22 protein-coding genes are annotated in these 26,170 nt (G+C 65.1%); 14 read left to right on the forward strand and 8 right to left on the reverse strand.

The features are described from left to right. Positions 1-36 precede the first annotated feature (36 nt). Positions 37-198, forward strand: coding sequence for a hypothetical protein (locus tag KVY23_RS13965; RefSeq protein ID WP_187346816.1), 162 nt, complete (start codon positions 37-39; stop codon positions 196-198). Positions 199-200: 2 nt separating this feature from the next. On the opposite strand, the gene KVY23_RS13970 is transcribed toward KVY23_RS13965, so the two are convergent. Then, entirely contained in the window at positions 201-635 is a 435-nt protein-coding gene (locus tag KVY23_RS13970; protein ID WP_230557070.1) for a MarR family winged helix-turn-helix transcriptional regulator, read from the reverse strand. Positions 636-676: 41 nt separating this feature from the next. On the opposite strand from KVY23_RS13970, the gene KVY23_RS13975 reads away from it, so the two are divergent. Continuing rightward, entirely contained in the window at positions 677-1,300 is a 624-nt protein-coding gene (locus KVY23_RS13975; protein ID WP_230557072.1) for a bifunctional 2-polyprenyl-6-hydroxyphenol methylase/3-demethylubiquinol 3-O-methyltransferase UbiG, read from the forward strand. A gap of 80 nt (positions 1,301-1,380) precedes the next feature. Beyond that, entirely contained in the window at positions 1,381-3,216 is a 1,836-nt protein-coding gene (locus KVY23_RS13980; protein WP_230557073.1) for an acyl-CoA dehydrogenase, read from the forward strand. Positions 3,217-3,307: 91 nt separating this feature from the next. Here KVY23_RS13980 and KVY23_RS13985 read toward each other — a convergent pair whose 3' ends face one another. The 3 genes from KVY23_RS13985 to KVY23_RS13995 all read right to left on the reverse strand — a co-directional run bounded on the left by KVY23_RS13985 (position 3,308) and on the right by KVY23_RS13995 (position 7,690). Next, positions 3,308-3,799, reverse strand: coding sequence for a flavin reductase family protein (locus KVY23_RS13985; protein WP_075840363.1), 492 nt, complete (start codon positions 3,797-3,799; stop codon positions 3,308-3,310). Positions 3,800-3,923: 124 nt separating this feature from the next. Continuing rightward, positions 3,924-6,233, reverse strand: coding sequence for a VanW family protein (locus tag KVY23_RS13990; protein WP_230557075.1), 2,310 nt, complete (start codon positions 6,231-6,233; stop codon positions 3,924-3,926). Positions 6,234-6,424: 191 nt separating this feature from the next. Then, on the reverse strand, positions 6,425-7,690 hold the full coding sequence (locus tag KVY23_RS13995; protein ID WP_230557077.1) for a CdaR family transcriptional regulator: 1,266 nt from the start codon (positions 7,688-7,690) through the stop codon (positions 6,425-6,427). 150 nt (positions 7,691-7,840) lie between these two features. Between KVY23_RS13995 and KVY23_RS14000 the strand changes: the two genes are divergently transcribed. The 5 genes from KVY23_RS14000 to KVY23_RS14020 are packed head-to-tail and all read left to right on the forward strand — an operon-like array spanning position 7,841 to position 12,656. Continuing rightward, positions 7,841-8,635, forward strand: a complete 795-nt coding sequence (locus tag KVY23_RS14000; protein WP_230557079.1) for an ABC transporter ATP-binding protein — start codon at positions 7,841-7,843, stop codon at positions 8,633-8,635. Next, positions 8,625-9,347, forward strand: a complete 723-nt coding sequence (locus KVY23_RS14005) for an ABC transporter ATP-binding protein (protein ID WP_230557081.1) — start codon at positions 8,625-8,627, stop codon at positions 9,345-9,347. Before KVY23_RS14000 ends, KVY23_RS14005 begins: the two co-directional genes overlap by 11 nt. A gap of 24 nt (positions 9,348-9,371) precedes the next feature. Continuing rightward, a complete protein-coding gene (locus KVY23_RS14010) occupies positions 9,372-10,250 on the forward strand; it encodes a branched-chain amino acid ABC transporter permease (protein WP_230557084.1) in 879 nt (292 codons plus the stop codon). Between the two features lies 1 nt (position 10,251). Beyond that, a complete protein-coding gene (locus KVY23_RS14015; protein WP_206510529.1) occupies positions 10,252-11,343 on the forward strand; it encodes a branched-chain amino acid ABC transporter permease in 1,092 nt (363 codons plus the stop codon). After that, a complete protein-coding gene (locus KVY23_RS14020; RefSeq protein WP_230557086.1) occupies positions 11,340-12,656 on the forward strand; it encodes an ABC transporter substrate-binding protein in 1,317 nt (438 codons plus the stop codon). The genes KVY23_RS14015 and KVY23_RS14020 overlap by 4 nt, the downstream gene beginning before the upstream one ends. A gap of 179 nt (positions 12,657-12,835) precedes the next feature. Here the strand turns inward: KVY23_RS14020 and KVY23_RS14025 are convergent, their stop codons facing one another. Next, complete coding sequence (locus KVY23_RS14025; protein ID WP_230557088.1) at positions 12,836-14,134, reverse strand: acetyl-CoA C-acetyltransferase; 1,299 nt, start codon at positions 14,132-14,134, stop codon at positions 12,836-12,838. A gap of 129 nt (positions 14,135-14,263) precedes the next feature. Here KVY23_RS14025 and KVY23_RS14030 point away from each other — a divergent pair, with 129 nt between their 5' ends. Beyond that, positions 14,264-15,610, forward strand: coding sequence for a 3-oxoacyl-ACP reductase (locus tag KVY23_RS14030; protein WP_230557089.1), 1,347 nt, complete (start codon positions 14,264-14,266; stop codon positions 15,608-15,610). Then, positions 15,607-16,464 (forward strand): MaoC family dehydratase, encoded by an 858-nt coding sequence (locus KVY23_RS14035; protein WP_230557091.1) that lies wholly within the window; start codon positions 15,607-15,609, stop codon positions 16,462-16,464. The genes KVY23_RS14030 and KVY23_RS14035 overlap by 4 nt, the downstream gene beginning before the upstream one ends. Before the next feature lie 161 nt (positions 16,465-16,625). On the opposite strand, the gene KVY23_RS14040 is transcribed toward KVY23_RS14035, so the two are convergent. Both KVY23_RS14040 and KVY23_RS14045 read right to left on the reverse strand, forming a co-directional pair. After that, the gene (locus KVY23_RS14040; protein ID WP_075840367.1) at positions 16,626-17,231 is read right to left on the reverse strand and encodes a TetR/AcrR family transcriptional regulator; all 606 of its coding nucleotides are present in this window, start codon (positions 17,229-17,231) and stop codon (positions 16,626-16,628) included. Between the two features lie 80 nt (positions 17,232-17,311). Continuing rightward, positions 17,312-18,484, reverse strand: coding sequence for a glycoside hydrolase family 3 N-terminal domain-containing protein (locus tag KVY23_RS14045; protein WP_230557092.1), 1,173 nt, complete (start codon positions 18,482-18,484; stop codon positions 17,312-17,314). Positions 18,485-18,576: 92 nt separating this feature from the next. On the opposite strand from KVY23_RS14045, the gene KVY23_RS14050 reads away from it, so the two are divergent. The 3 genes from KVY23_RS14050 (at position 18,577) to KVY23_RS14060 (ending at position 23,574) form a co-directional block, all read left to right on the forward strand. Then, positions 18,577-19,044, forward strand: coding sequence for a universal stress protein (locus KVY23_RS14050; RefSeq protein ID WP_206510523.1), 468 nt, complete (start codon positions 18,577-18,579; stop codon positions 19,042-19,044). A gap of 109 nt (positions 19,045-19,153) precedes the next feature. Next, positions 19,154-19,324: a DUF2613 domain-containing protein gene (locus KVY23_RS14055; RefSeq protein ID WP_075840369.1), complete on the forward strand. Its 171-nt coding sequence runs from the start codon at positions 19,154-19,156 to the stop codon at positions 19,322-19,324. Between the two features lie 62 nt (positions 19,325-19,386). Further along, positions 19,387-23,574: an alpha-(1->3)-arabinofuranosyltransferase gene (locus KVY23_RS14060; RefSeq protein WP_230557109.1), complete on the forward strand. Its 4,188-nt coding sequence runs from the start codon at positions 19,387-19,389 to the stop codon at positions 23,572-23,574. Here the strand turns inward: KVY23_RS14060 and KVY23_RS14065 are convergent. After that, positions 23,557-24,720, reverse strand: coding sequence for an acyltransferase (locus KVY23_RS14065; RefSeq protein ID WP_230557094.1), 1,164 nt, complete (start codon positions 24,718-24,720; stop codon positions 23,557-23,559). The genes KVY23_RS14060 and KVY23_RS14065 overlap by 18 nt on opposite strands. 183 nt (positions 24,721-24,903) lie before the next feature. Between KVY23_RS14065 and KVY23_RS14070 the strand changes: the two genes are divergently transcribed. Next, positions 24,904-26,037: a DUF3068 domain-containing protein gene (locus tag KVY23_RS14070; RefSeq protein WP_230557096.1), complete on the forward strand. Its 1,134-nt coding sequence runs from the start codon at positions 24,904-24,906 to the stop codon at positions 26,035-26,037. Positions 26,038-26,170: the final 133 nt, after the last annotated feature.

A 26,170-nucleotide genomic window follows, 5' to 3' on the forward strand; every position in this document is an offset into this window, starting at 1 on the left:
CAGCTTTTTCACAGGGCTGAGTGCTAAAAACGTTTTGTGACCGTACTACTGATAGGCGCAGCGATCTGGATGGTGATGGCATTGCTGGTTGCCGTCGTCCTCGGCCGCGTCTCCAGGCGTGCCGACACCGAGGAACTGGGCTCCACTCGGTGCTGGGACACCAGTGAGATCGACGAGACTCTCCAACACGACCGATAGGCTCACTCGACCCGTTCGACGATCGAGTTCACGATGTCGGCAGCTCGGGCCAGGGTTTCACGCTGCTGTGGTGTGAGCGCACCCAATTGATCGGCCAATAACAGCTCCCGTTCGGCGATGTCCTCGCTCGCCATGATTCGACCTCTCTCCGTCAACGTCAGCAGCACCTGGCGCCGGTCGGTGGCATGCGAAACCCGTTCCAGCAGGCCCATCTGCGCCAGCGCATGTGACGACCTAGAGATCGAGGGCGGCTTGATCCGCTCTCGCATCGCGAGTTCGCCGGTGGTCATCGGACCGTCCCGAAGGATCGCCGTCAGAATCGACAGCTGTGCCACGGGAACGGTGTCGCCGGCGTGCGGCAGACGGAGTCGTCGGACCAGTCGCATCGCCGACACCGCCAGGTCCCTGGCCAGGTGCATGTCCGATTTGTCGCTCACCCGCACAGGCTATCGTGCGCCCGAAGCCGCATACTCGAACCATGGACGCCGAAGCGTGGGATACGAAGTACTCGGCACACGATCTCGTCTACGGCGCACCTCCGAATCAGGTTCTGGTCGAGTTCGCAACGGCACTGCCGCGTGGACGGGCGCTGGATCTCGCGTCGGGCGAGGGTCGGAACGCGCTGTGGCTGGCGACTCGAGGCTGGGAGGTCACGGCAGTGGACTTCTCCGCCGTGGGCTTGAGAAAAGGGCACCGCATTGCCGAGCGCGCCCCGAAATCGGTACGCGACCGGTTGACCTGGGTGCACGCCGATGTGACCCAGATTGCACCCGATCCGCAGTACGACCTCGCACTGGTGCTCTACCTCCACCTACCCGCCGAGCAACGCCGAACTGTGATTCGCGCCGCAGTCAGCGCCCTCAAACCTGACGGAATCCTCATGATTCTCGGTCACCACACCGCCAACATCACGAAAGGGGTGGGTGGCCCGCAGGACCCCGAAATCCTCTACACACCAGATGATTTGGCTGCAGACGTAGGAGATTTCGTCGACATTCGCGTGTGCGAACAGCGCGTCCGACAGCTCGAGAGCGGAAACGCTATCGATTCGTTACTACTCGCCAGTAGGTCCCGCCTTGGCAGCGGGAATGAACGAGGGTAATATCCAAATATGTTACCGACGAGTAGCTAACTTGGGCGGTACTCACGAGACCGCACCACCGACTGGAGAGCGAACGCGCAATGGGCCATTACAAGAGCAACCTTCGGGACCTCGAGTTCAACCTCTTCGAGCTGTTCGGGCTCGACGAATCCCTCTCGGGCGACAACTTCGGCGATCTGGACGGTGAGGCCGCCCGCGACATGCTTCGCGAGGTGGTGCGACTGGCAGAGGGACCACTTGCCGAGTCGTTCGCCGAGTCGGATCGCGTCCCCCCTGTGTTCGATCCCGAGACACACACCGTCAAACTGCCGGACGCCTTCAAGAAGTCGTTCAAGGCGCTTTACGACGGCGAATGGTGGCGTGTCGGCCTCGACGAGGAGGTCGGCGGCATTCCTGCCCCTCGCACTCTCGGCTGGGCCCTCAACGAGCTACTGCTCGGCGCCAATCCGGCAGCGTTCATGTATTCCGCCGGGCCGGGCTTCGCCAACGTGCTGTTTCACAACGGCACCGATGAGCAGAAGGAGTGGGCCAAGGTCATCGTCGAGCGCAAGTGGGCAGCCACGATGGTTCTCACCGAGCCCGACGCCGGATCCGACGTCGGCGCAGGGCGCACCAAGGCGATCAAGCAGGAGGACGGCTCCTGGCACATCGAGGGCGTCAAGCGCTTCATCACCTCGGCCGTGTCCGACGACCTCTTCGAGAACACCATGCACCTCGTGCTCGCGCGCCCCGAAGGTGCCGGACCCGGCACCAAGGGCCTGAGCCTGTTCTACGTACCCAACACGCACTTCGACTTCGAGACCGGCGAAATGGGCGAGCGGAACGGCGTTTTCGTCACCGGCGTCGAGCACAAGATGGGCCTCAAGGCCTCGACCACCTGCGAGCTCACCTTCGGTGGACACGGCATTCCGGCACAGGGCTGGCTCGTCGGCGAGGTCCACAAGGGCATCGCGCAGATGTTCGACGTCATCGAGCACGCTCGCATGATGGTCGGCACCAAGGCAATCGCCACGCTCTCCACCGGCTACCTCAACGCACTCGACTACGCCAAGGAGCGCGTCCAGGGCGCCGACCTGACGCAGATGACCGACAAGAGCGCCCCGCGCGTCACCATCACGCATCACCCCGACGTGCGTCGCAGCCTCATGACGCAGAAGGCGTACGCCGAGGGCCTGCGCGCGGTGTACCTGTACACCGCAGCTCACCAGGATCCCATCACCGCCAAGCAGGTCTCCGACGCAGACGAGGACATCGCCTACCGCGTCAACGATCTGCTGCTCCCCATCGTCAAGGGTGTCGGCTCCGAGATCGCCTACCGTCAGCTGGCCGAGAGCCTGCAGACGCTCGGTGGTTCCGGCTTCCTGCAGGACTACCCCATCGAGCAGTACATCCGCGACTCCAAGATCGACTCGCTCTACGAGGGCACCACGGCCATCCAGGCCCAGGATTTCTTCTTCCGCAAGATCGCTCGGGACCGCGGCGTTGCGCTCGCACACGTTGCGGGACAGATCAAGTCGTTCATCGACAGCGAAGCCGGCAACGGACGCCTCAAGGCCGAGCGTGCGCTGCTCGCGACGGCACTCGAGGACGTACAGGCCATCGTCACCACGATGACTCAGCACCTCATGGGCGCGCAGGAACAGCCCACCGAACTGTACAAGGTCGGGCTCGCATCGGTGCGTTTCCTCATGGCGTTCGGCGACCTGCTCATCGGCTGGTTGCTGCTCCGCCAGGCCGAGATCGCGATTGCCGCACTCGACAACGGTGCAGAAGGCAAGGACAAGCCGTTCTACGAGGGCAAGGTCGCCGTGGCATCGTTCTTCGCCAAGAACGTTCTGCCCGAGCTCACTGCAACCCGCGGCATCCTGAGCAACATCGATCTCGACGTCATGGAACTGGACGAAGCTGCGTTCTGATTCCCGTCAAGTTCTTCGACCGAACAACGGCCGCACCCCGCTCGGGGGTGCGGCCGTTGTCGGCGGCGGGGTTCGGCGTCTTCGAGACGCGTTACGCCTGCAGTTTGCGAAACTTGCTGGCGTGGAAGATGATCGGATCGATTTCGCTCTGCACTTCGAGCGAGTGAATACGCAGCAATGCGATGACGTGATCTCCTGCGGGCACCTGCTGATCGATGGTGGTGTCGAGCCACGCCGTCGCACCGCCGATGAACACGGCGCCCTGCTCGGTGGTCTGCAGATCGAGGCCGGCGAATCGATCACCAGTCTTGGCCGCCAGCGTGCGGACGGCCTCGTTGTGCGCCTCACCGAGGACACTGACGCCGATGCTGCGCAGCCCCTCGAGCCTGGGCCACGTCGTCGATGTGTTCTGGATGCACACCGCTACCAGTGGTGGATCGATCGACACGGCGACGAAGCTGCTCGCGGCGAGGCCCACGGGCACACCGTCGACCTCGGCGGCGATAGCGACCACTCCGCTAGGGAACTGCGCATACGCCTGACGAAGAGTCGCCTGGTCGAGATCGGTGTGCGTGAGCGTCATGGAGAAGCTCCCTTTCCTGCGATCGCTGGCAGTGCGGCGACAGGCCGAGGCCACCGCACTGCGTCCACGATACGAGTTTCCGCGGCGCAATGCGGCACCGATCTCGTAGCGCCTGCGACAAGGGCTATTCCTCGTCGTCCCCGGGATCGCTCGCCGGTTCGTCGGCCGGTTCAGGTGCGGGTTCGGGTGCGGGATCAGGCTCCGGGGAGATGCAACGGACGATCGGGATCGGGTCGTACTTGACAGTTCTGGTGTTGCGCGAGATCTCGCTGCCCGTCTCGATGTCGGTGATCACCCGGGTGTTGCTGGCCGTGAATCCGGGACCACCACCAGAGGGCACGCATCCACTGCCCGCGGGCAGCGTGATGGTGTTGGGGCTCGTCGGATTGCTGCGGGGCCCCGTGATCGACTCCACCTCGACCGTCTTGGTGCCCCACAACCGGACAGTGACGTTCGAACTGGTGCCGAACGACTCGATGACCACACCGGTCTCGGCCGTATTGGTGAACTGCAGATCGATGGCGCCCTCGAACACGGTCGCTTCACGCGCCTCCGGATACCGGCTGATGTAGTAGCTGTGCTCGGTATGGCCGGCATCCTCCATGCCCGCGAAGTACGCCGCGTTGTACAGCGTGGTCGCGAACTGACTGATGCCACCACCGACCGCACGATCGGGCCGACCGTTGTCGATGATGCCCGATTCGACGAAACCCTGCGCGTAGCCCCGGGGGCCGGTGTACCCGTTGAGCGAGAACGTCTCTCCCGGCTCGACCAGGGCTCCGTTCACGATGTCGGCGGTGAGCCTGATGTTCACTCCCGACGCGTACTCGAATCCTCCCGTCGTGTACTCACCGATGACTTCCTTGATGCCGAGTGCCTCTGCCCGCTCGGTGGTCAGCTCGGGCGGCGCCGGCTCGTAGACCGCCTCCGCGGTGCGCGCATCGGTGGACGCGAGCAGCACCGGGAGCTGCTCGAGCGTCCTCGGCCACTGCACGAGATCGCCTACGACTCCGGGTACGACAGTCGGCACACCGCCACCGAGCGCGAACGACGCGTCCTTGGGCGGTGTCTCCGTCGACGCCAGCTGCGGGGCGAGTACACCGATGGCAGCGTCGACGTCGTAGCGCGGTATCAGCGCGCCTTCACCGTCGGATTCGAAGGAGAGCACCCGCGCGATGACATCGGGCTCGAGCACAGCATTGGTGTTCTCCCGTCCCGAGAACACCACCGGCGCGGACACCGCAGGTCGTGCGACCTCGGCGAGCACCCGATCGACCTCGTCCTGATGAACCGTCACATCCACCATCTCGACGGGGACATCGACGGTACCGAAAGCCCACCTCGTCTCGACGGCCTCGCGGGCACCGGCAACGTCCATCGACCGGCCAGGGGCCGGGGTGACGGCGACCGGGGTGACGCCTTCGAAGACGATGTCTCCTTCGACGGGTACCTGGTCGACCTGTGCCCGCAACGACTCGACGGCCGCGTCGAGAGCCACCGGGTCCACGGTCGATTGGACACCGATCTCGCGATCGGAGAAGAACGACATCAGCCGCGTGAACGGATTGATCGGCTGCGAACCCGCACGATCGAGGGTCGCCGCCCAGTCGACATCGAGGCCCGCAGCCGCAGGCACCAGCTCGAGCTGCTGCTCACCTGCGTCGATCTGCACAGGCTGCTCGACGCGGGGACCGAGCTCGGACCGCAGCAGAGTGTCCGCGTCCTCGTTCGAGAGTCCACCGACCTCGATGCCGGCGACAGTGACGCCCCTGGGGACCGAACCACTCGACGACAGAATGTCAGCGGTGTAGAGGACCGCGAGGACGGCCACGACAGCGCCGGAGAGCACCGCGACCTTGACCCACGGCGGTTTGCCTGCCGCGGGCGGCACTTCTGCGGGCGGCACTTCTGCGGGCGGCACTTCTGCGGGGGGCACTGCTGCGGGGGGTACTGCTGCCGTCGGCGCGTCCGAGTTCACCGCGGCCTCATCGACAGGCGAGTCTGTCACCAGGGGAAACACCTCAGTCGATGTCTCGTCTGCTGCCGAATCGGGCTCGGAACTCTCCTCGACAGCGGCAGTATCACCGTTTTCGTTCACAGCAGGGCCATCGGCTTCCGCGTCGGGAACCGTCTCGTCGGGAACCGTGTGGTCCGAGGGAGCAGGCGCGTCAGGGTCGATCGCACTCATCACCTCGGTGACAGCGTCGTACGGGGCAATGTGTTCGGGGACATCATCGTCGAAATCAGCATCGTCGAAATCAGCATCATCAACAGAAGCGTCCGACGGTGTCGATGCTTCGTCCGAAGGTGCCGGCTCTTTCTCGTGCTTACCCTTGTCGGTACCACCGACGCTGCCGTCTCCACCGACGCTCACGTTCTCGACCCTCCCGAACCCCCGGACATCATCCACAACTTTCGTGCCGAGCTTACGCATCGACCCCGTCGACATTCTCGGCGAGCACCGAATATCCCGGAAAAGCAAGAGGCCCCACACCGCTGCCGGGTCGGGGGTCGGGCAGCAGTGTGGAGCCACTACGACTATCGCGCCGTTCTGTGATGCGTTACAACTCGCTACCGATTGTTTCAGATTTCATTCACCTGAATGACCCGGACGAACCGATGATCTCAGTCGACGCCCACAGCATGGGCCCAATGCCCGGTCTTGACCAGGGCAAGCGTCAGCAGCAACCGGTCCTGCGGATCGGTGAGGCGACGCCCCGTCAGCTCCTCGATCTGCCGCACCCGATATATCACTGTATTGCGGTGGCAATACAGCACCTTCGCGGCGTTGGTCGGCGACCCATCGTTGGCGAGGACGTACGCGAGCGTGGTCAGCAACGTCTCACGCTGCGGGGCAGGATGAGTCCACATCGCGCCCAACGCGTGATGCACCAGCAGCTCCGATGATTGGGCGTCGGCTGCCATGATCACGCGCGGCAGTCGGTCGGTGGCGAGCGCGACGCCCGGCCCGCCGTCGATGGTCTCCGCCGTCAGCGATGCCAGCCGATAGGCGGCCGCGAACGAGGCCAACCCGTCAGGAGAGTGCGCGAGGCCCACCTTCCCGGTTGCGCGCGGCGCCAAGGCGTCGACCACCGACTTCCACGAACCGCGAGTGAGCGCGACGAGGGCGAACTGATGACCGTCGCGGATGTTCCAGTGCGATACCGCGCCGATCTGGTCGAGCGCGTCCTCGGGTGCCGGCAGCGGGGGCTCACCGTGATCGTCGAGCAGCCCGACGATGCAGGCGACGTGCTGCGATGGCGACAACCCCAACGTCGCGCGGGCTTCGAGAACGAACGCGGGATCACCGCCCCTACCCGTGCGCAGACCGTCGAGGACCGCGAGAGCGTTGGCCAGATCGCGCTGCTGCATACGGGCGCTCTCGCGACGATATGCGTCGACGAGGGTCTCGTACTGCGAGTCCAGCGCACGCCACAGTTGTTGTCCGGCAATGATCAGCAGCCGATCGTCGATCACCGAGCTGTTCCGTCGGCGCTCGAGCATCAGCTCCTCCCACAGCGTGCGAGAGCCGAGCGTGTACGCCTTGAGCACGAGTTCCATGGGTATCTCCTGCCTGGCGCGCTCGCGGCCGGTACGACGCCACACTTCCCTGGTGACGTCGGTCTCGGCCGGCGCACCGGACAACGTGTGCAAACCCTGACGGATGTGCTCACGCGTACTGCGACGGATTTCGACGGCGATATCCGGTGCGGGCGAGGCGAGGTAGGCCGGTTCCTGTTCGATGAGGGCCAGCGTGATGGAGTCGGCGATCGCGTCGGCCCGGGTCAGCAGCGTCGCCCAGGCTTGCTGGATGGCCTGCTGATCCGCCTGCTTGGAGGCCCGATCGACAGGCGGGAGACCCGGTGCGTTCTCGGCCTCGGGTTCTCTCACCTCCCTACCTTTGCGCATTACGCCTACTCGAATGGGTGAATTGACCACCTCTGGTGTCCCAGGACCCAAACATTTTGTGCGCTGCGCCTATATCGCGTCTTGTGCACAGGGACCATAGTGAACGCACACACGAATGTGAGGTGCATCACTTTGCTCGACAGTTCCACCGCAACCCCCGCCTTCGAACTCGCCTCGATCGACGTTGCGTTCGGCGGCATCGTCGCACTCGACGGCGTCAGCCTGGACGTTCGCCCCGGCGAAGTCCTCGGAGTGATCGGACCCAACGGAGCAGGAAAAACCACCCTGTTCAACGTCGCCTGCGGCCTCGTTCGCCCCCAGTCGGGGACGATCACCCGAAACGGTGACATCCTCCGAAACCTCAAACCCCACCGCCTGCCTGCGCTGGGAATGAGTCGGACGCTGCAGGGTCTCGGACTGTTCGACCGCATGACGGTGCTCGACAACGTCATGATCGGAGCAGACCGAACCGCCCGCACCGGATTCTTCGCCGGGCTCCTCGGCCTGCCCAGCAGTTCCAAGGACGACGCCACCGTCCGCGCCGAGGCCCTCGCCACCCTCGAACAACTCCGCATCGGCGAATACGCCCTGAGTCTGCCGCCCAGCCTGCCCTATGCGGTGCGCAAACGTGTCGCGCTGGCCCGCGCTCTCGTCAGCAAACCATCGCTCGTACTCCTCGACGAGCCGGCCTCCGGATTGTCCTCCGACGAGATGGACGAACTGAGCACGTTGATCCGCTCACTCGCGGTGGGGCACGCTTCGGTGATGTTGGTCGAGCACCACATGGACCTCGTCATGAGTGTCTGCGACCGCATCGTCGTACTGGACTTCGGCAAGGTCATCGCCCAGGGCACGCCCGACGACATCCGCGAGAACCCCGCGGTCCTCGACGCCTACCTGGGAAGGGATGTCACACATGACAACTGACACCATTCAGATCGGCATCACCGACCTCACCGTCCAATACGGACTGGTCACCGCCCTGGATTCGGTGTCGATGACCATTCGCGCCGGCGCGACCACCGCGATCCTCGGCGCCAACGGTGCAGGCAAAACCACGTTGCTGCGCACCATCTCCGGCCTGATCCGGCCGAAAGCAGGAAGCATCACCTTCGGCGGCGAAGAACTCGTCGGCGTCTCCCCGGATCGCATGTCGCGCAAAGGCCTGGCACATGTCCCCGAAGGCCGTGGTGTCATAGCGGAACTGACCGTCGAGGAGAACCTCCGGCTGGGAGCACTCGGACGCAACCGCGCGCACGACGCCGTCACCCTCGACCAGGTCTACGACATCTTCGTTCCCCTCGCCGGGCGTCGAACATCCTCTGCGCACACCCTTTCCGGTGGAGAACGTCAGATGCTCGTGATCGGTCGCGCTCTGATGGCGACGCCGTCGGTGCTGCTGTTGGACGAACCCTCTCTCGGTCTAGCGCCGAAGATCGTCGCTCAGATCTTCGAGATCATCGCCACCCTCGTCGACGCGCAGTCGATGACAGTCGTACTCGTCGAACAGAACGCACGCAGTGCGCTGTCCATCGCCGAGCATGCCGTCGTCCTCGACCTCGGCAAGGTCGCCGTCGAAGGACCAGCGACCGTACTCGCCCAAGACCCAGCCCTCCGCCACGCCTACCTCGGATTCTGACGAACCGAAAGGACGCCACCGACAGTGCAGCAACTGCTCACCATCCTCCTCAACGGCGTGACGAGCGGCATGATCTACGCCGCCTTCGCGCTCGCCCTCGTGCTCATTTGGCGCTCGACGCGCATCGTCAACTTCGCCCAAGCCCCGATGGCAATGCTCACCACCTACATCGCACTCGTCGTCATCGACGCGGGCTACTCCTACTGGATCGGTTTCGCGGCAGCGCTCGTCAGCGGACTGATCCTGGGCGCTCTCGTCGAACGCCTGGTGATTCGCTTCGTCGACAGCTCCTCGCATATCAACGCCGTCATCCTGACGCTCGGACTGTTCATCGTCATTCACGCCTTGGCCGCGATCATCTTCGGCAATCAATTCCGTTCTTTCCCAGCACCGTTCGGACTCACCGGCCGAACCATAGGAGATATGAACATCGCCCTGACCGGGTACGACATATTCAAGGTCGTCGCAGTGTTGATCGTCTTCGGCCTACTGGTGTTGCTGTTCCGCTTCACCGATCTGGGCCTGAAGATGCGGGCCAGCGCGTTCGAGCAGGAAGTCGCCAAACTGCTCGGCGTACGGGTCAGCCGCATGCTCACCCTCGGCTGGGCGCTCGCCGCGGTTGTCGGTTCGCTCGCCGGTCTGCTCATCGCCGGAGGCTCGCTCGTGCACCCCGGATACATGGACTCGATCGTCGTATTCGGCTTCGTTGCAGCGGTTCTCGGTGGTCTGGACTCACCGGGTGGTGCCGTCGTCGGCGGCCTACTGATGGGCATCGGTCTGAGCTTCGTAAGCGGGTATCTCGGCCAGGATCTGGTCGCGCTCGCCGCGCTGATCATTCTCATCGTCGTGCTGTTGCTGAGACCGAGCGGGCTGTTCGCCGGCACCGCGGCAAGGAGGGTCTGAGATGAGCACATCCGTCACCAAGTCCCCGTCCACAGGTATCACCACGAAGTGGGCGCAGCTGACCGCAACGCCCGTTCGTAGGCACTTCGTCGCCGCGGTCATCGGACTGATCGTCATCTTCGCGGTGCTCGAAAGCGTCAGTACATTCCGGCAGAGCCAACTGACCTCTGTCGCCTACCTCGCGATCGCCGCCGGCGGCCTGACCCTTCTGACCGGCATCAACGGCCAATTGTCGCTCGGTCACGGCGCATTCATGGCGGTGGGCGCCTACACCGCGGCGCTGATCCTCCGAGCTCAGGACGGCAGCTGGGTGGTTCCCGTCGTCTTGCTCGCCGCCACTGCCGTGTCCACTCTCGTCGGGTTCGTCGTCGGAGTCGCGGCCGCTCGACTACACGGCCCGTATCTCGCCGGCGCAACACTGGCGCTAGCCGTTGCCGTACCGGGTCTCGCGCTGTACTTCTCGGAGTACCTCGGCGGTGAACAGGGCCTGACCATCCCCTCACCGGCGGTGCCGACCTTCCTCGACGACGCGATGTTCTTCATCACCGGAAACGACCTGAGCAGCACCAAGTTCATCTCGTACATCAGCTGGACGCTGCTCGTTGTCGTGTTCTTCCTGCTGGCGAACGTCTCGTCGAGTCGCATCGGTCGACGATGGCGCGCCGTTCGCGACGACGAGGTAGCCGCTGAACTGGCCGGCATCGACCTCGGTCGCGCTCGAATCCTCGCGTTCGTCGTCAGCGCCGCCTGCGCCGGAGCGGCCGGAGCCGTCCTCGCCATGGCGTCGAGAATTGCGGCGCCGAGCGGGTTCACGCTGGTGTTGTCGCTGACACTGCTCTCAGCGGTGGTGATCGGAGGTTTGGGAACCCTCGCTGGGGCTCTGATCGGCGCCGCGTTGCTGACCTACATTCCACCCGTCGTGACCAACCTCGGCCTCGACCTCGGGCTGTCCAGCCTTCAATCCGCCGAGCTCGCCCCACTCGTGACCGGAGTCTTCACCGTTCTCGTCATCTTGTTCGCGCCGCTCGGCCTCGTGGGTTCCTACCGAAAATGGCGATTCACCAGAAAGTTCGCCAGAAAAGGGGAGAAATGAAAAGTTCGATATCACTCGCGGCCCGCGTCACGGCGCTGACCGCTGCAGTCGCACTCGTCGCAGCCTGCGGCGCAGGTGGCCGCGACGAGACCGAGGAGACCTCGGAGGGATCGACAGTCGGCATCACCGACACCTCGGTCAAGATCGGTGGCCACTTTCCACTCACCGGCGTCGCGTCACCGGGATACAGCGAGATCCCGACGGGTGCGCAGGCCTACTACGACTTCGTCAACGCGGCGGGCGGCATCAACGGCCGACAGATCGAGTACGTGGTGCGCGACGACGCGTACGACCCGACAACGACGACGCAGGTGGTCAACGAACTCGTGCTGCAGGACGAGGTCTTCGCCGTCGTGGGTGGACTAGGAACCGCAACTCACAGCGCGGTCGTCGACTTCCTCAACGAAGAAGGCGTCCCCGACCTCTTCGTCTCCTCGGGCGCGATCATGTGGGGCAACGACCCCGAGCAGTACCCCAACACCTTCGGATGGCAGCCCGACTACCAGGTCGAGGGCAAAATCATCGGTGACTGGGTACTCGAGAACAGGCCCGACGCCAAAGTCGGACTGTTCCTGCAGGACGACGACCTCGGCCGAGACAGCGAGGAAGCCGTCCGGCAGTACCTCGACGACCAAATAGTCGAAGTTGTCCGATACACCTCCGGCAACACCGACGTCGCGCCGCAGATCGCGGCCCTGCAGGCAGCCGGTGCCGACCTCGTGCTCGGCTTCAACGTGCCGTCGTACACCGCGCTCAGTCAGCTGACGTCCATGCGACTGAACTACGACCCCGAATGGTTCTACAGCTCCATTGGCTCCGATGTGAACCTGGTCGGATCTCTTCTGGGCCGGTTCTCCGAGGGCGCTATCACCGGCGCGCAGTCGCTCGAAGGCATGATCTCGCTCGAGTACATCCCCGGTGTCGATTCGACCGACAACCCGTGGACTCAACTGTGGCAGCAAGTCTGGGACGAACACGGTAGCGGTGAACCCCTGACCAACTACCGCGTCTACGGCATGAGCCAGGCCTACGCATTCGTCCAGGCATTGCAGGCAGCGGGCGAGAACCCGACCCGCGAGGGCATCGTCGCCGCGATCCAGGACGGCGGAATGGACTTCGAGGGACCGCAATTGGCGCCGTACCGCTACTCCGAGGAAAGCCACCTCGGCATCTCGGGCGCCAGCGTGTTCCAGATCCAGAACGGCGTACCGGAGTACCTCACGCCCGTTCTCCAGACCGACATCGGCGACTCCCCGGTCGAGGAATACACCGGTGAACCAGCTACCCCGCCGGAAAACGGAATCCCGGAGTAAGCAGCGAATTATGGACGCGGCGCCCGAGTTTCATTCGGGCGCCGCGTCTTTTGCTCTCTGGAAGTCCGCTTTCGACAATGCACGATCGGCAGATCCGTAAACCCCTCGTTTGACGGATCCGCCGACCGTGTGCCCCCTGGGTCGAGCGCCGAAAAATCAGCGCTCGAAGTTCGAGACGCTCAGCGTTCGATGATTGCGGTGACGCCCTGGCCACCGGCGGCGCAGATGGAGATCAGGCCACGACCCGATCCCTTCTCCGCAAGCATCTTTGCGAGCGAGGCGACGATGCGGCCACCGGTCGCGGCGAACGGATGGCCCGCTGCCAACGAGGAGCCGTTGACGTTGAGCTTGCTCCGGTCGATCGACCCGAGCGCACTGTCCAGGCCAAGCCGTTCCTTGCAGTACTCGTCGCTCTCGAATGCCTGCAGCGTCGCGAGCACGACGGATGCGAACGCCTCGTGAATCTCGTAGTAGTCGAAGTCCTGCAGCGTAAGCCCGTTGCGGGCGAGAAGACGCGGAATGGCGTAAGTCGGTGCCATGAGCAAGCCATCCTTGAAGGAGGCATTGCCGTGGACGTAGTCGACAGCGGCAGTCTCGGAGTCGACGAGATGCGCAAGAACGGGCAGGTTGTGCTCCGAAGCCCACTCATCGCTCGACAGCAGAGCGGCCGACGCACCGTCGGTGAGAGGCGTCGAGTTGCCGGCGGTCATCGTCGCGTCGCCGAGCTTCTTGCCGAAGGCAGGCTTGAGCGTCGCCAACTTCTCGACGGTGGATCCGGGACGCAGGTTGTCGTCGCGGGTGAGGCCGAGGAACGGCGTCACCAAGTCGTCGAAGAAGCCGCGGTCGTAAGCCGCCGCCATGTTCTGGTGACTCGCAGCCGCCAGAGCGTCCTGCTCTTCACGGCCGATACCGAATTCCTTGGCGGTGATGGCAGCGTGATCGCCCATCGACATGCCGGTGCGCGGCTCGCCGTTGCGCGGGATCTCGAGTCCGAGCATCGACGGGCGGACGTTGGCGAGCAGCTTGAGGCGGTCCGGGGTGGACTTCGCGCGATTGAGCGAGAGCAGGAACTCACGCAGGTCGTCGTTGACGCCGATCGGCGCGTCCGAGGTGGTGTCGACGCCGCCGCCGATACCTGCATCGATACGGCCTGAGGCGATAGCATCGCCGACCGCGATGATGGACTGCAGTCCCGTGCCGCATGCCTGCTGGATGTCGTAGGCCGGGGTGTAGGGGCTCAACGCGCTGCCGAGCACGGTTTCGCGGGTGAGGTTGAAGTCGCGACTGTGCTTGAGGACCGCACCGGCGACGACGAGGCCGAGGCGCTCGCCCTGGAGCCCGAACCTGCTGACCAGACCGTCGATCGTGGCGGTGAGCATGTCCTGGTTCGATGCCTGGGCGTACTTCTTGTCCGAGCGGGCGAACGGGATGCGGTTGCCACCGACGATTGCGACCGGTCGTAGCTGCTTGCTTGTCACTTTACGTCTCCAAACATCGCTGAAAATAGCCCTGGTGGAGTTTCATCTTACTGGCGAGTAAGTTGGTTGTCGACACCCGGTCATGTCCTTCGTCTCCATCCGCGAAGGCGCCAAGTGAAAGGTAGGACAGTGGCAGCCACCAAGGGAGCCCCAGACCTGTACTCAACATTCCTGGCGTCCGCGCCGGGAGCATTCATCGCCAAGCAGGCCGGTCTGCCGCAGCCCGAGAACCTGCGGCGGTACAAGGAAGGCGAGCCACCACTTGCCGGCCCCGTCCTCATCGGCGGCAGCGGTCGACTCGTGGAACCGCTTCGGGAGCTCCTCTCGGACTACCCGCAGGCCCAGCCGCACGACAGCAAGTACGGCGCCCTGGTCTTCGACGCCACCGGCATCGGAAACGTCTCCGAGCTCGAGCAGCTGTTCCAGTTCTTCCAGCCGGTCATCCGCAACCTCGCGTCGTCGGCCCGCGTCGTCGTCATCGGAACGACTCCCGAGGAGACCGCCAGCGTCGACGAGCACATCGCCCAGCGTGCACTCGAAGGCTTCACCCGCAGTGTCGGCAAAGAGGTCAAGCACGGCGCCACCGCCCAGCTCGTCTACGTCTCCCCCAAAGCATCGACCGGACTCTCCGGGCTCGAGTCGACCCTTCGATTCCTGCTCTCGGCGAAATCCGCGTTCGTCGACGGCCAGGTCATCGCCGTCGGTGACGCCGACTCCGAAGCCCCGGCCTCGTGGGACAAGCCGCTCGCCGGCAAGGTCGCCGTCGTCACCGGTGCTGCTCGCGGAATCGGCGCGACCATCGCCGAGGTACTCGCTCGCGACGGCGCAACCGTGATTGCCGCGGACATCCCCGCTGCGGGCGATGCACTTTCCGAGGTCGCCAACAAGATCGGCGGCACCTCCCTCTCGCTCGACGTCACCGCCGACGACGCCGGCGAAGTACTTTCCAAGCACCTGCTCGAGCGGCACGGCGGCGCGGACATCATCGTGCACAATGCCGGAATCACCCGCGACAAGACGCTCGCAAACATGGACGAGAGCCGCTGGAACTCGGTCATGGGCGTCAACCTTCTTGCACCGCAGCGGATCACCGACCACCTGGTGGAGACCGGCGCACTGAAGGAAGGTGGACGCGTCGTGGACGTCTCGTCCATCGCAGGCATCGCAGGCAACCGCGGCCAGACGAACTACGGCACATCCAAGGCGGGCGTCATCGGCCTCGTGCACGCGTCGGCGCCTGTTCTCGCGAAAAGGGGAATCACGATCAACGCCGTGGCACCCGGTTTCATCGAAACCGCGATGACGGCCGCCATCCCGTTCGCCACCCGTGAAGCAGGACGACGCATGAGCTCCCTTCTGCAGGGTGGCCAGACCGTCGATGTCGCAGAACTGGTCTCGTACTTCGCGAGCCCTGCCTCGAACGCCGTCACCGGCCAGATCGTCCGCGTGTGCGGCCAGAGCCTGCTCGGCGCATGAGCGTCATCCAGCTCTCGGAGCAGCCGAAGACCTCCGATATCTACGCTGCCGCAGCACTCGGAGCCCTGCCGTTCCTCGGCTCCAAATCGTCCTCGGTACCGGACACGGAATTCGAGCTTCGCGGCCTGCGGGTGGATCCGGACAACCTGGCCGGGTACTGCCGGGCGACGGGGCTCCGGTTCGGTGACACGCTGCCGGTGACCTACCCGTTCACGCTCGTGTTCCCGACGGTGATGAAGCTGATGGTGTCGAAGGGATTTCCCTTCGCGGCCATCGGATCCGTGCACGCCGAGAACGTGATCGAGCAGCTGCGACCCATCTCGATGTCGGAGCCACTCGATATTCGAGTGCACGCGGAGAATCTGCGCGAGCACCGAAAGGGGTTGCTGGTAGATCTCATCAGCGAAGTCAGCGTCGGGCGTGAACTCGTCTGGAAGCAGACCTCGACCTTCCTGAGCCTGCAGAAGACCTCACTGTCCGGTGGGCCGCGCGAAGCTCCTCCCGCCGACGAGGTGCCGCCGCCCCCGACTCGTACGCTCCGCGTCGATCAGAGGACGATCAGCAAGTACGCGGCCATCTCGGGCGACCGCAATCCGATTCACGTCTCCACCCTGGGCGCCAAGGCCTTCGGCTTCCCGAAGACCATCGCCCACGGAATGTGGAGTGCTGCAGCAATTCTCCAGATCATCGAAGGCAGGCTTCCCGGCAAGTCGACCTACAAGATCCGGTTCGGCAAGCCGATCGTTCTGCCGTCCACCATCAACGTGTACGCAGAATCCGTTGGCGCAGGCTGGGACCTGTCGCTCAAGCACCCGAAGAAGGGGTACCCGTACCTCACCGCCACTGTGCGGTAAATGCTCCAGCATCACCCGCGGGGGTGACCGAATGTCACATTCGGTCACCCCTTTTGCGTGCCCCGACGGAGCGAATGTGACATTCGGTCACTCAGAGTGTGCGAGGGTGACATTCGGTCACCTCGGGGAGCGAAGGTGACATTCGGTCACCACAAAGCGGCTCAGGGCGTGGACGCGCTCTTCTTGCCCGCCAGTCCGCGCCAGGCGAGGTTTTCGAGGAGGTCAGCGGCGTCGTCGACCTCGATCTCTCCACCGGCGACGCGGTCCGCGACGGCTTCACCTGCGCCGACGAGGGCGACGGCCATCAGCGCGAAATTCTGGCCCGGTTCGGGGTCTTTGGTGCTCATCTCGAGCAGTCCTGCGGTGAGCTCGATGAGACGATCGCGGCTGCTCTGGACCTGCGAGGCGAACGCGGTCTGACCGATGGCCTGGCGATAGAGCACCATCCACGATTTGCGGTGTTCGCCGACGAAGCCGAGGAACCCGAGCAGGGCGCTTCGGAGTTGCTCGCGTGGAGTCAATGACGGGTCGGCGGCCGGGGTGAGCGCCTCGACGAACTTGACGCCTTCGCGCGCGATGCATGCAGCGAACAATTCGTCCTTGGAGCCGTAGTACAGGTAGAGCATCGGTTTGGATATCGCCGCCTGCTTGGCGATCGAATCCATGGAGGTCTCGTGAAAACCTTTGTCCGAGAATACATCCACCGCAGCGTCTAGCATTTGCTGTTCTCGCACGGCGCGGGGCAGTCGTTTGGTGCCGCCAGCCATGTGTCCTCCAAACAACGTCGAACCCATGACATTACTCCACGGTAAGAAAGCTCGCGTCCCCAGCGTCGACGTGTCGGAATCTAGCAGACACCCTTGAACCGCGCGACAGTCGCTGCGGAGCGATCGACCTGGTCTACAGGCAATCGTCCTGTCGAGACTGCATCCTCGAGGTTGTCCAACACCTGAGGGACGTCGTCGGTGGTGAGCCACAACGCTACATCGGCGCCGGCGACGACTGCCGCCTCCACTGCGGAGACGATGCCGAGACGGTCGGTGATGGCCGCCATCCCACTGAGATCATCGGTGAAGATCGGACCGGTGAACGGTGCCGCACCGTAGCCGACACCGTCGCGCAGCAGCGACATCGCGGCCGGACTGATGCTGGCGGGCACACCGGGGGCCGTCAACCCGGGCACGTCGAGATGCCCCATCATGACGCCGACCCCGGTGGGCGAGAGCGCCGCGAAGGGAATCAGATCCGACTGCATCAATTGATCCAGCGGCGGCGTCGACACCGCGCCCGTGTGCGAATCTCCCGATCCCGAGCCGTGACCGGGGAAATGCTTGATGACGGGCGCGATCCCGGCATCGCGCAGCCCCTGCGCGTACGCGCCTGCGTAGGCCACCACCTGGTCGGGATCGGCGGAGAAGGATCGATCGCCGATCACCGAGTTGTCCGGTTGACTGCTGACGTCGACGACGGGGGCGTAGTCGACGGTCACACCCAGATCCTTCAGCCCGCGTCCCCGCTCGAGCGCCAGCTGGTAGGTCTCGTCGACGGTCATCGTCTGCGCTGTCTCCCGCGCCGAGGGGACCTCTCCGAGCAGATTCGCGACGCGGGATACGCGGCCGCCCTCCTCGTCGATGGTGACCATCGGCGGCACCGCCGCGGCGTCGACGATCTGCGGGACCTCTCTGTTCGCCAGCGTCGCGGTGTCGGTCCAACTCCCGATGAAGATGCCGCCGACCTGCTCGCGGGCCATGATGTCGACCGCGTCGGCCGTCCCGGTGACGCCGACGGTGAGTAGCTGGGCAAGACGCTGCCGCTCGGTCAGGGTTCCGACGAACGCCGCGCACGCGTCGGCCGGAGGAGCAGGTTCGGTCGTCGGATCCGGTGTGAGCGATGTGGAGGACGCCGCAGCGACCGTCGGCGACGGAGCAGCCGCCTCCGTACCTCCCCCAGCGCACGAGGCAGTGACAGAGACACCGACCAACAGCGCGGCTACAGAGAGGGGCGAGCGGAGCTTCGTCATGGCAACCGACGGTAGCCGACACCTCCGACGCGCCGCGAAAGGACGCCGTCTCGCGATAGGCTCGGACAAACGCGACATCAGGAGGAAACACGATGCCTGCAGATCTGATTCTCATCGCCTACGACGGCTCCGACAACGCGAAACGCGCAATCGAATACGCCGGGCGGTTTCTGATGACAAAGCGCGCACTCGTCGTTACGGCCTGGGAACCGATGGTGCGTCAGGCCGCCAGACTGTCCGGCCTTTCCGGTGTCATGCAGCCGGAGTGGGTCCCCGACGACGAGGCCGAGGACGTTGCACTCACCGACGCCAAGATCATCAACAGCGAGGGCGTCAGGCTCGCGGGGGAGGCCGGTCTGAGCGTCGAGGGACACTGCACCGAATGCACCACGGCAATCTGGAGCGCCATCGTCGAAAAAGCAGACGACCTGGACGTGGACATCATCGTCACGGGCACCAGGGGCACTACCGGTCTGCGCTCGCTACTGCAGAGTTCGGTTGCCGACCACGTGCTGCGACACAGCCACCGACCCGTTCTGATCGTTCCGCCGGGCAAGTAGCAGCGCGTGCAACCCAGGACGGGCCGATCCAGGTGATAGCGTGATCCGCGCGCGGGGGATTGTCAGCCGTCGCTCGTGATTGCCGTGTCGAGGAAAGTGGAGTACCGAGATGAAGTTCGCTGTCCCGGGGATTATTGCTGCTGTGGCCGGTGCGGTGTTGGGCGCAGGTGCCGTGTTCGGAGTGACGGCGGCGGCGTCGGACAACACCCGTCCCGAGATCGACCGATCGGGCAACGCTGATTCCTCGCTGTTGAACCAGGTCGAGTACGGCAGCCGCTGACACTCGGCGCTTCGATCTCTTCCGAACCACTCGGTCGTAGATGGCTTCTCGGTGTCTCGGCTCTGGCGCTTGCGCTTTCCCTTCTGCAGGTTCCCGGCTACACCGTTGCCGATACCAAATACGACCTGACGCAGAATCCTCTCGGATTTCTTGCGCGCGCCGCACATCAGTGGACCTCTCAGGCACCACTCGGGCAGGTGCAGAACCAGGCCTACGGCTACTTCTTTCCGCACGGAGCGTTCTTCGCGCTCGGTGACGTGCTGGCGATTCCGCCGTGGATCACCCAGCGCATCTGGTGGGCGCTCCTGCTGATCGCCGGGTTCTGGGGAATCATCCGGCTCGCCGAAGCACTCGGCATCGGCAGTCGCACCTCACGCCTGATCGCCGCTACCGCGTTCGCGCTCTCCCCGCGGGTGGTCACGACCCTCACGTCGATCTCCTCGGAGACGATGCCGATGATGCTGGCGCCGTGGGTGCTCATCCCCATCGTTCGGGCCTTCGGATCCACCCCGCAGAACTGGGGGGTGCGGTCACTGGCCGCCCAATCGGCGTTGGCGGTGGCATTGATGGGTGCCGTCAATGCCGTCGCGACGGCCGCTGCCTGCCTCGTCGGCGTCGTCTGGGTCCTGTGCCACCGCCCGAACCGCCGGTGGCTCGTCTTCTCCGGCTGGTGGACGGGCACTCTCCTGCTCGCGACGCTGTGGTGGATCGTTCCGCTGCTGCTCCTCGGACGAGTCAGCCCACCGTTCCTCGACTACATCGAATCCTCCGGCACCACGACGCAATGGGCATCGCTCGCCGAGATTCTGCGCGGCACCAGCAGCTGGACGCCGTTCGTGTCCCCGGAGCGCGTCGCCGGCGCCGTTCTCGTCACCCAACCCGCCGCCGTCATCGCGACGGGCGCAATCGCGGCCGCCGGGCTGGCTGGACTGGCGATGCGTTCGATGCCTGCACGCGGTCGCCTGACGGTTCTGCTGTTCGTCGGCATCGTCGGACTCACCGCAGGGTATGTCGGCGAGCTCGGTTCCCCCATCGCCGACAGCGTCCGAGTGTTTCTCGATTCCGCGGGCGCACCGCTGCGCAACGTCCACAAACTCGAACCGCTCGTCCGAATTCCACTGGTGCTCGGGCTCGCTCACCTGCTGGCGAAGGTTCCACTGCCAGGCTCTGCCGCGCCCGCGGAGTGGCGTCACGCGATCGCCCACCCGGAGCGAGACAAGATGGTCGCCGTGGCCGGGCTCGTTCTCGTCGCGCTGACGTTCTCTACGTCGCTGGCCTGGACCGGAAAGCTGGCCCCGCGCGGCGCCTACGAGGCCGTCCCCGACTACTGGCACGACGCCGCGGACTGGCTCACCGAGAACGCGTCGGGCACCTCCCCCGACGGTTCGGACGCGCAGCGTGCCCTCGTCGTCCCCGGCGCCCCGTTCGCGCTGCAGACATGGGGCCTGACCCGCGACGAACCGCTGCAAGCCCTCGCCACGACGCCGTGGGCGGTGCGCGATTCCGTGCCGTTGACGCCGCCCGGCGCGATCCGCGCTCTCGACTCGGTGCAGCGGCTCCTCGCCGACGGTCGCCCGTCGGCTGGACTCGCGGATACCCTGCTCGGTCAGGGCATTCACTACGTCGTCGTCCGCAACGATCTCGATCCGGAGTCCTCCCGCTCGGCGCGTCCGGCGTTGGTCCATGCAGCGCTCGACGGCTCCCCGGGGCTCGAGAAGGTGGCCGAGTTCGGCAACGACATCGCGCCGGGGTCGACCGAGGACGTCACTGTCGACGGGGACCTGCGGCCGCCGTATCCGGCAGTGGAGATCTACACCGTCGGTGCTTCTACCGCAGTGTCCGGGCCGTACACCGTCGATCTCGGCCGTGTGCCGTTCGTGCAGGGCGGCCCGGAGTCGCTGCAGCGGTTGAACGAGCAACGGGGACGGGGTGTTCCGCAACCGGTCCCGCAGGGCCCGGTGATCCTGGCCTCCGATGCCGAGGCCGCCGGTTTGACGGTCGACGAGGTGACCGTGACGGACACACCGACACGACGTGAAACCGATTTCGGTCAGGTGGACAACCACAACTCCGCGTTGCGGTCGGTCGACGAACCGCGTCGCTCGCTCAACGAGGTCGCCGATTACCCGGTCGACGGCGCCGAGACGGTGAACGCCGAATGGGAGGGTGCGTCGATCACGGCATCCAGTTCGGCCTCGGACGCGACGCAGATCGGCGGCACGAAACCGGGTAACGGCGTCGCCGCGGTCGTCGACGGTGATCTCGCGACGAGCTGGGTCAGCAACGGAATCGACAGCGCTGTGGGCGAGTGGCTCCAGCTCGATTTCGACGAGCCCCTGCGAGGGGGTCTGCTTCGTCTACGGACGAGTCCCGGCACCATCGGCGATCCGGTTCGATGGCTCGAAATCACCACCGAGAACGGCAGTACCGCCGCACGGGTCGACGAGCCGGGTGAGCCCATGACGGTATCGCTGCCCGGTGGCTCCACATCGTGGCTGCGGATCACCGCACGGTCGACGGTGGGCGGCACCAACGGGAGCCAGTTCGGGATCAGCGAGCTCTCGGTCGAGGACTACTCCAATATCGATGCGCCACAGCAGGTTTCGATTGTGCACCGCACGGTTCTCCCGAAGGTCGCAACCGGTGCGGACGTCATTGCCTGGGAACTGAGCCAGGAGTTCCCCGGGCGGTCGGGCTGCGTCGACACCCAGGACCGTATTCGCTGTAGCAGCGGACTCTCCGTCGCCCCGGAGGAGCTGGGGCGCTTCACCCGCACCCTCTCGGTGCCGCAGGGGACTGCAGTACTCCCGGAACTGACGCTGCGCACGCGACAGAGCCCGGAGCTCGAATCTCTACTGTCACAGCCCGGCCGTCCCGTCGCGACCGGAGCCTCGGACGTCGGCGACCTCCAAGGCTCCGCCTTCGCGGCAACCGACGGCGATCGACGCACGTCTTGGACTGCCGCCCCGTCGAGCATCGACAATCGCGCCGGCACCCAGCCGACGCTCACCATCTCCCTGCCGGAGCCGACCCTCGTCGACGGGTTGACACTCACCCCCAGCCGCGGCGCCCTGCCTGTTCATCCGACATCGGTCGCGGTGGATCTGGGTGCCGGGCCGCAGGTTCGCGAGGTGGACCCGGACGAAGCAACGACGATCGAATTGTTCCCGCAGGTCACCGATCGAATCGTGCTGTCGCTGGTCGACTGGGACGACGTGCTCGACAAGAACTCGCTCGGCTTCGTACAGCCCACGCCTCCCGGGCTGGCCGAGGTCGCCGTACTGTCCGGCGGTCGCGAGGTGGGCGCTGCATTCGATGCGGAGCGGAGCATCACCGTCGGCTGCGACGTGGGCCCGGTCATGTCGATCGCCGGCCAGACTGTCCGCGCTTCGGTGACGGGCACTGCAGCGCAGCTTCGTTCGGGTGCGCCGATGCGAGCAACCTTGTGCGAGGGCCCATTCCCGGTCGAGAACGCCAATCTCAATCCCATTCCGCTCCCAGAGGGCCGGCAGGACATCGTCGTGGACCCGGGAGCGGCATTCTTCGTCGACGGGGTTCGCCTGCGCACCATGCCGGTTCCCGCTGTGAGTGCGACAAGTTCGGCGCCACAGGCGGTCGAGATGAATCGATGGGATGCCGACCGCCGCGAGATCGACGTGCCCACGCACGACACCGACCGATTGCTTGTCGTCCCGGAGAGCAACAACATCGGCTGGCGCGCAACGGGGCCCGACGGCAACGAGCTGACCCCGGTGACAGTCGACGGATGGCAACAGGGCTGGATCGTGCCCGCCGGAGCAGCCGGCACGGTCACGCTCGAGTTCGCCACCGACGGGTGGTACCGGCTCGGCATCTTCGGCGGACTGCTACTGCTGATTCCGTTGACGTTTCTGGCACTGCGGCGTGGCCGCGTCGACGGCGACAGTCCTCCGCTTCCGTGGCGAAACAGAGTGCTCGCCTGGGCGGCGTTGGTCGCCGCAGTGGCGGTGACCGCCGGGGTTGCCGGAGTAGTCGCGACGGTTGTCGTGGCGGCTACAGCGGAGTTCCTCAGGCGCCGATTCGGCGCAGGAGCCGAAGACCGAGTGCTGGTCGGTCTCGCCTGCGGCGGAACGTTGCTGGCGATTGCCCTGCTGTCGACGGGTCCCTGGCGGGCACCCGACGGCTACGTCGGGCACTCGTTCGCGATCCAGCTGGCGGCGCTGATCGCGCTGATCGCGGTGGCCGTGAGCGCGCTACGCGCCCGTCTGTGACGTGCTCTGTGCACGGGCGCGCCGAGACTTCAGCGCCCGCCGCGCCGGCTCCTCGACGAGCGCGTAACTTGCTGCGGCGATCGGGATCGACAACGCCACGGTCACGGCCAGCACCAGCACGAAATGCCCCGAGAACGGGATGATCCCGAATACCGGGAACACCATCGCCAGAACCACCAGGTGCCAGATGAAGATTCCGTACGACCATCTGCCCAACGTCAGCATCACCGGGTGCTCGAGAATCCGGTGCTTCGACGCAGCGCCATCGCCGAGGACGAGCGGCGCCAACAACGCGAACGCGAGGACGCCGCCGAGGGCGACCTTCATAGCGAACTGCCATGGCTCCGGACGCACCAGCCCCTCCGGGCCCGCGAGTGGCGTCGCCGACAGTACGAATGCCACTACTGCTATGCAGCCGATGACGACGCGGCGGGCAGCCAGGCGGTGCAACCACGTTTCGCGGCGCGTCGAGTACTCGGCAAGCAACATCCCCGCCGCGAACCATGGAAGGTAGCCCGGCAGCCAATTGTCGTGATTGATTCCATCCAGCGTCGGAATAGGGAGAAAGGCCCACGACAAACTCACCGCCGACACACCCGCCAGTAGCGGAATGCGCAGACGAGCACGATCATCGCGCAGCAGCGTCATCGCGAGAGCTGCGATCGGCAGCAGCAGATAGAACGCCACCTCCACCGACAGCGACCACATCTGGGTCAGGCCCTCGGTCAGGGTCAACGGCACGAACACCTGCGTCAACGACAGATTCGCCACCCACACGTTCCAGCTGCCGCCCGCATCGGGCAAGAACAGCAGGGTCAGCGTCACAGCCACCCAGTACGCCGGCAGAATTCGGACGGCACGAGACCACAGGTACGTCCCGATGGGCTGAGCGGTGCCCAGCCCCCGAGCCTGGGCGGCATGAGCGCGCCAGAGGAGAAATCCGGACAACGCGAAAAAGATCGCGACCGTCAGATCGAACCGGCCCCAAATGCGCCCCACCACAGGTGACGCCGCAGCCCCCGTCTGAAATGCAACGTGGGTGACGACGATGCCGAGCGAAGCGAACGCGCGCATCCCCTCCAGTGAAGGAATGAACCCACGCAGCGGCAACACGTCCGGCGCCGACGTTTGGATGGGAGTGTTCATTTCCCGACCAGTCAAGCATTCCCTGCACAAGCAGTGTCACTCGCGCCCACGCGAGGTGATCACTGTTACTGTCACCAAACGACGTGGCGATACCAATCGGACACTCCAGAACGGGCGTACTCTGCCCGAACCTGTCGGGTGGAAGCAGCGGCGCGCCGGAACACGACTAAGGGAGATTTTTACATGGCGGAGCGCTCGGGGCCGAGCCGGATAGTTGCCCTCATACTCGTTGGCTTGGGCGCATTCCTGCTGGTAGCGGCCATTTTGATTCCCACCTACACGGTGCCCCGTCTCGAGAAGACACCGCTCGATCTCGAGGTGACCACCGTCTCCACGGGCACCGGAAGCGTGCTGGATGCCGCATCACTCGCTGCTGGTAGCGCCGTGGTGGACGAGAACGTTCCTTTCGTGTCGCAGCGCTTCGTCACCGTCGAGGAGCCATCCGGTGCCGATGACATCACGCTGCAGGCCGGATCCACTCTTCGACGCACCGATGTGCAGGGCGAGACAGGACTTCGCTCGGCGACCGTCGACCGCGTCACCTTGGACCGCGTGACGAGCATGCCCGTCGAGAATCCCATCGGAACCATTCAGGTTCAGGCCGATGAGCCCGCCGAGGAAGTGCCGCACACAGGACTGCAATACAAGTTCCCGTTCGGCGCCGAGCAGAAGTCGTACCCGTACTTCGACATCAACGCCCGCGTATCGCAGGACATCGACTTCGTCGAAGAGACCGAGATCAATGGCACGCCGGTCTACAAGTACGAGCAGACCATTGCCCCGGTCGACCTGTCCTCCGTGGTCAACATCCCCACCAACCGCGTTACTCTGCCTGCCGCCACGTGGGGCGTCGAGGGCGGCGAAACCCCGGTCACGATGACCCGCTGGTACGAGAACACCCGCACGCTGTGGGTCGAACCCAAGACCGGCGTCATCGTCAAGGGCGATGAGCAGCTCCACCAGTACTACTCGCGCACGGCAGGCGACCCCGAGGTCGACGTCCTGCGGGTTCCGCTCACCTTCGACGAGAACACCGTCGAGTACCAGCTGCAGCAGGCCCGTGACGGCATGGACCAGATTTCGTTGTTCGGGCGCACCGTCCCGATAGTGCTCGGCATCCTCGGTCTCATCGCGCTGATCGTCGGCATCGTGCTCGGAGTCCGCGGCAATCGGGGCGACCATCGGCCCGCACGTGGCAACGCGCCGCGGCGCAGCGATGACGGTGGCGGCGCGGCTGCACCGACCGAACCCCGCAACCGCGACTGGACGACGGATCAGACCGAGGTCATCCCCCGCACGAACCTCTCCAAGGAGTAGGCGACTTCGTCGCATGTGATGCTCCTATGAGTGTCAAGCGGTGGTTTTGTGGGTGAGGAGTTGGAACATTTCGCGGGCGACGGCTCGTTTGAGGCAGCGAATGATGTCGCGTTTGGTTTTGCCTTCGGCGAGT

This window comes from Rhodococcus sp. I2R (assembly GCF_020889545.1).
In the GTDB taxonomy this organism is placed as follows: Bacteria; Actinomycetota; Actinomycetes; order Mycobacteriales; family Mycobacteriaceae; genus Rhodococcoides.

What these genes read in the sequence shown, in the direction of transcription:
- KVY23_RS14015 (WP_206510529.1), top strand. Translation starts at nt 10,252, where the DNA reads ATGAGCACATCCGTCACCAAGTCCCCGTCCACAGGTATCACCACGAAG.
- KVY23_RS13985 (WP_075840363.1), bottom strand. Translation starts at nt 3,799, where the DNA reads ATGACGCTCACGCACACCGATCTCGACCAGGCGACTCTTCGTCAGGCG.
- KVY23_RS14035 (WP_230557091.1), top strand. Translation starts at nt 15,607, where the DNA reads ATGAGCGTCATCCAGCTCTCGGAGCAGCCGAAGACCTCCGATATCTAC.
- KVY23_RS14005 (WP_230557081.1), top strand. Translation starts at nt 8,625, where the DNA reads ATGACAACTGACACCATTCAGATCGGCATCACCGACCTCACCGTCCAA.
- KVY23_RS13990 (WP_230557075.1), bottom strand. Translation starts at nt 6,233, where the DNA reads ATGCGTAAGCTCGGCACGAAAGTTGTGGATGATGTCCGGGGGTTCGGG.
- KVY23_RS14045 (WP_230557092.1), bottom strand. Translation starts at nt 18,484, where the DNA reads ATGACGAAGCTCCGCTCGCCCCTCTCTGTAGCCGCGCTGTTGGTCGGT.
- KVY23_RS14020 (WP_230557086.1), top strand. Translation starts at nt 11,340, where the DNA reads ATGAAAAGTTCGATATCACTCGCGGCCCGCGTCACGGCGCTGACCGCT.
- KVY23_RS14065 (WP_230557094.1), bottom strand. Translation starts at nt 24,720, where the DNA reads ATGAACACTCCCATCCAAACGTCGGCGCCGGACGTGTTGCCGCTGCGT.
- KVY23_RS14040 (WP_075840367.1), bottom strand. Translation starts at nt 17,231, where the DNA reads ATGGCTGGCGGCACCAAACGACTGCCCCGCGCCGTGCGAGAACAGCAA.
- KVY23_RS13975 (WP_230557072.1), top strand. Translation starts at nt 677, where the DNA reads ATGGACGCCGAAGCGTGGGATACGAAGTACTCGGCACACGATCTCGTC.
- KVY23_RS14050 (WP_206510523.1), top strand. Translation starts at nt 18,577, where the DNA reads ATGCCTGCAGATCTGATTCTCATCGCCTACGACGGCTCCGACAACGCG.
- KVY23_RS14055 (WP_075840369.1), top strand. Translation starts at nt 19,154, where the DNA reads ATGAAGTTCGCTGTCCCGGGGATTATTGCTGCTGTGGCCGGTGCGGTG.
- KVY23_RS13980 (WP_230557073.1), top strand. Translation starts at nt 1,381, where the DNA reads ATGGGCCATTACAAGAGCAACCTTCGGGACCTCGAGTTCAACCTCTTC.
- KVY23_RS14070 (WP_230557096.1), top strand. Translation starts at nt 24,904, where the DNA reads ATGGCGGAGCGCTCGGGGCCGAGCCGGATAGTTGCCCTCATACTCGTT.